The sequence below is a fragment of the Alicyclobacillus fodiniaquatilis genome, assembly GCF_042678105.1.
Lineage (GTDB): Bacteria > Bacillota > Bacilli > Alicyclobacillales > Alicyclobacillaceae > Alicyclobacillus > Alicyclobacillus fodiniaquatilis.
Genome location: NZ_JBHUCX010000065.1, coordinates 1 through 3,877 on the forward strand (window position 1 = coordinate 1; position 3,877 = coordinate 3,877).

The 3,877-nt window shown below is 42.8% G+C and carries 4 protein-coding genes; all 4 read left to right on the plus strand.

The genetic code is table 11. From position 1 onward, the window contains the following. The first annotated feature begins 555 nt into the window (after positions 1-555). Positions 556-1,053, plus strand: coding sequence for a site-specific integrase (locus tag ACFSB2_RS17305; protein WP_377944357.1), 498 nt, complete (start codon positions 556-558; stop codon positions 1,051-1,053). Then, positions 1,050-1,391: a tyrosine-type recombinase/integrase gene (locus ACFSB2_RS17310; RefSeq protein WP_377944358.1), complete on the plus strand. Its 342-nt coding sequence runs from the start codon at positions 1,050-1,052 to the stop codon at positions 1,389-1,391. The genes ACFSB2_RS17305 and ACFSB2_RS17310 overlap by 4 nt, the downstream gene beginning before the upstream one ends. A 378-nt stretch (positions 1,392-1,769) precedes the next feature. Then, a complete protein-coding gene (locus ACFSB2_RS17315) occupies positions 1,770-2,330 on the plus strand; it encodes a manganese efflux pump MntP (RefSeq protein ID WP_377944359.1) in 561 nt (186 codons plus the stop codon). 356 nt (positions 2,331-2,686) lie between these two features. Further along, positions 2,687-3,421, plus strand: coding sequence for a YdcF family protein (locus ACFSB2_RS17320; protein ID WP_377944360.1), 735 nt, complete (start codon positions 2,687-2,689; stop codon positions 3,419-3,421). Positions 3,422-3,877 lie beyond the last annotated feature (456 nt).

The following is a 3,877-nucleotide window of genomic DNA, read 5'->3' on the forward strand; positions in this document are numbered from 1 at the left end:
CAACCGTCGACGAACCTTGCCTTCGGGCCAGGCATTTAACTCCATGGTCTCTTGACAAGAAAAAAACGAGTGGCGGTTGACGGCCTCGTTCATATCAGTTCAAGCATCTTCTGAATATGTCGCTCATATTCTTCTGTGGCCGTTTTAATCTGACAACTGGCGCACAAAGCGGTGTATAGGAACTCCTCTTTTCTCGCTCTGTAAATGATTCCACGAGAGCAGCCTTATCCGACAGAGCGGACTATGACACAGTAAACAGCGCACAGCGGATTTTTGAACTGTTCATGAAGATGTTGGTGTAACCGCCTTACCGCTGATACAATTGAATTCAGGAAATATCCCTGCAACTATTGCTATTCCACTGCGGCCACTTTATACTGCACCGTAAGTTTACAGAAAACGCAGGTACTAGCTGTCTGTTACAGTTGAATCGACTGGAAGTCTACAACTGTTAAAGTGCGGTTTGGGACCGTGAGGCCGCAGGTTCGAGTCCTGTCATTCCGACCAGAGTAGTAATATTGCGGGTTTTCGAGGTTCTTTAGACTAAAGAGAAACATGTGGTCGCAAGACCACTTGTCTACTGTGCAAAAATACACAGAGGGCAGTGGTTTTTTTGTTATTGAAATATGTTGTAAAGGATTTTTGGACGACCGAGAGTACAAAAATGTTTCTCCCTACACCCTGTCGGAGTATAAACGCATCTCGAACGAGTTTCACAAATTTTGCGTGGATCGGGAAATCGTTGGTGTCACAGATATCACTCCTGCAAGTTTGAAGCAGTATTTTATCTTCTGCCAGAAGGAGCGCAGCAATAACGCCGTCACATTGAACCATAAACTCATCAATCTCCGCGCGTTTTTCCATTACCTTCAAAAGGATGTCGAACTTTTCACCGAAAACAACAACCCCATCCGCAAGATTTCCAAATTCAAGACCGATGTCCGTATCGAGGTTTTTACTGACGAGCACATCAAATTGATGTTAGGATATTTCAGACGCCTAAAATATCGTGACAAATCTTTTTACTCCTACAGAGATTCGACAGTTACGTGACTTTGCTCGGAACTGGAGCACGTTTAGGAGAACTCATTAACATTCGATGGGCTGATGTTGACTTCAAAAATAGTACCATGAGTCTGTTTGGCAAAAAGAGAGTGGCTATCGCAATACCGATGGCAGCAAAGCTGGAACGAGAACTCGCAAAATATAAGATTTACATTCAACAGCGTTTTTCAGACCTCCCAGAATACGTGTTTGTGGATTCTCGCGGTAGAAAATTGACCAACAATGCTATCAAGAACATGTTTAAGCGTTTAAAGGAAGTAATGAATTTTAAGGATGTGCGCCTCAGCAGCCACACTTTCCGACACGCCTTTGCTCATAGAGCCTGATGAACGGCATGGACATGGTCACCCTCCAGAGATTGCTTCGCCACTCAGATATGACTATGACGCGACGATACCTCGCGTTGTGGGGCTCTGCTCTCAAGGAGCAAAACGACAAATTCAATCCACTTAATAATGTGAATTTGTAGAGGGTGTGTGGCTGACTATGTTTGTGATTAAATGTTCCGAAACTCTTGGGGACATCGGGGCAACTTCGACAGTACAGTATTACTACAAATGATGATATAGCAAGTGAATTTAGCAGTAAACTTGGAAACCTCCGTAGAGACCGCGTGCTGAAGCAGAACGTCAAGAGAAATTCCCAAATCGTCAACTGTATTGTCAGACAACTTCCAACTATAACCAACCATATGGAGGATTGTAATGGTTGCCTTAAAAATGATTGTACTGATTTTATCACTTGGAATGGACACGCTTATGATGTCCATATCCCTCGGTTTCGTTCAAACCAAAGGAAAAGTTAAAATTGCTATTACGTTTTCATGTGCAGAAGCGTTAATGCCTTTAATTGGGCTGTTGATCGGTAAAGGTGCGGGTCGCCTTATCGGAGACTGGGCTTCGTTAATTGGTGGAATTGCACTGTTGGCCGTTGCTGTTTGGCTCATTTTCTTCGAAGATGAAGACGATGAGGAAGAAAAATTGGAGCGAAATTTGGTCGGATGGACACTAATCTTGACGGCTTTGAGTATTAGTTTGGATGAGTTGGCAGTTGGGTTCTCAATCGGTCTTGTGGGTGTTCCCATCGCTCTAACGATTATTCTAATTGCGTTACAAGCTTTTGTATTTACATTTTTGGGACTCACTTTCGGGTCGAAATTGAAACCTTACCTTGGCGAATGGGCAGAGAAGTTGGCAGGCATTGTCCTTGGATTGCTTGGTTTATGGATTTTAATTGATGCCATCATACATTTAGTTCATCGTTGAGTTATTCAGGTAACGAGCATATACCGAAGAACGGCATGTATGGCTGCCATGATGATACCCTAGATGTAATATCTGTATTCTTTTGTCTTTCTCTAAAGGACAGGAATGGGCAATAAGCCCTCCTAGAAAACGAGGTAATGCAGACATGAGCCACCCCTATGTCGATTACGAGTCACATCCACTATGGGTAGTGATCGAACAAGCAATAGACCAATTAGTGGAGAACAATGATTTAACGGAACAGACGCCACGAGAGTATATAGTAGGCTATATATGTAAGCAGATCTTAGGTGACCAACACAAATAGTATTTACTCGGTCTTCCTGCTATTATCTGTCGTCGAACGGGCACAAGAGATGCCAGGAAGTATGCATCATATTTTTGAATTAATATTCAGTCATACTGTTTCGCTGTTATTATACACATGGACAAGTAAACGCAAATCTACTTTATGCCAATATTATGGAAAACCAATGGGCTTATTAAGCCCCGAAAATGGAGTGACTAATTTGCGTGTTCGTTTACGAAACATAGTGATAATTGCGATAGCGTTCCTTGCTTTAATCATACTATATGTCGGTTGGAAATATGAACAAATCACTTCATATGGAAATTCAATAAAACCTGTAAAATCCGACGCAATTATCGTACTTGGAACACAAGTTATGGGTTATCAACCGGGTTCCGCTCTACAGGAACGCCTTGACTGGGCACTCATGCTCTATCACAAGCATTATGCCCCGGCATTTATCCTAACTGGAGGACAAGGCCAAGGTGAGCGTATCAGCGAAGCGGAAGCGAGCCAACGGTATTTGGAGAGTAAAGGAGTACCTTCGACAGTTATATACCTGGATAATCAATCCCGAAACACTTGGGGAAATTTGTTCGACTCAAAACAGATTATGCAAAAGCATGGAATGCACACAGCAATCATTGTGTCGAATGACTTTCAGCAGGAACGCGCCCAGCTTTATGCTCGTGAACTAGGTATGCATACGAGTGGATATGGTGGTCACAGTAAATACAGTTACATGAACGGCCCACGGCTGACGTTACGTGAAGTGATTGCGATTACGCTAGAAAGACATTAGTAACATTGCTATTGCACATAAGGGCTGCGAATCCTGAAGAGAAACGAAAGAGGGTGGCAGTCAAGATGTATGGCACTATCATTTGCATGTACACCCCCGTTACGAACACGATCATTTGTATAAAACCGACGGCAGTTTAAGTACGCCGGAGGAGAGAATATTTTATGCTGATCAATTGAGGAATTGGTTTGCAAATTAAAAATTGAACATGTAAATATCAATGGATTTCAAGTGATAGTACCTGATGCCCCACTCCACGGGGCACGTTCAACTAAACGGAATTTACAAACTGATTTTTGGAATGTATTCATCCAATCTTTGGAGGAATTCAACTTTCTTTTGCGTTATGCCTTGGTATTAAGTCAATATGGTGGACACACCAAACCGAGAATGTATGAAAATCCCATTTCGTTTGCTTAGGCTGCAGGTTTGTGTGTCCGCTCGTACGTCGCTTGG

Bases quoted from the DNA above. Each gene is read 5' to 3' on its own strand.
- ACFSB2_RS17315 (WP_377944359.1), top strand. From the start codon at position 1,770: ATGGTTGCCTTAAAAATGATTGTACTGATTTTATCACTTGGAATGGAC.
- ACFSB2_RS17305 (WP_377944357.1), top strand. From the start codon at position 556: ATGTGGTCGCAAGACCACTTGTCTACTGTGCAAAAATACACAGAGGGC.
- ACFSB2_RS17320 (WP_377944360.1), top strand. From the start codon at position 2,687: ATGCCAGGAAGTATGCATCATATTTTTGAATTAATATTCAGTCATACT.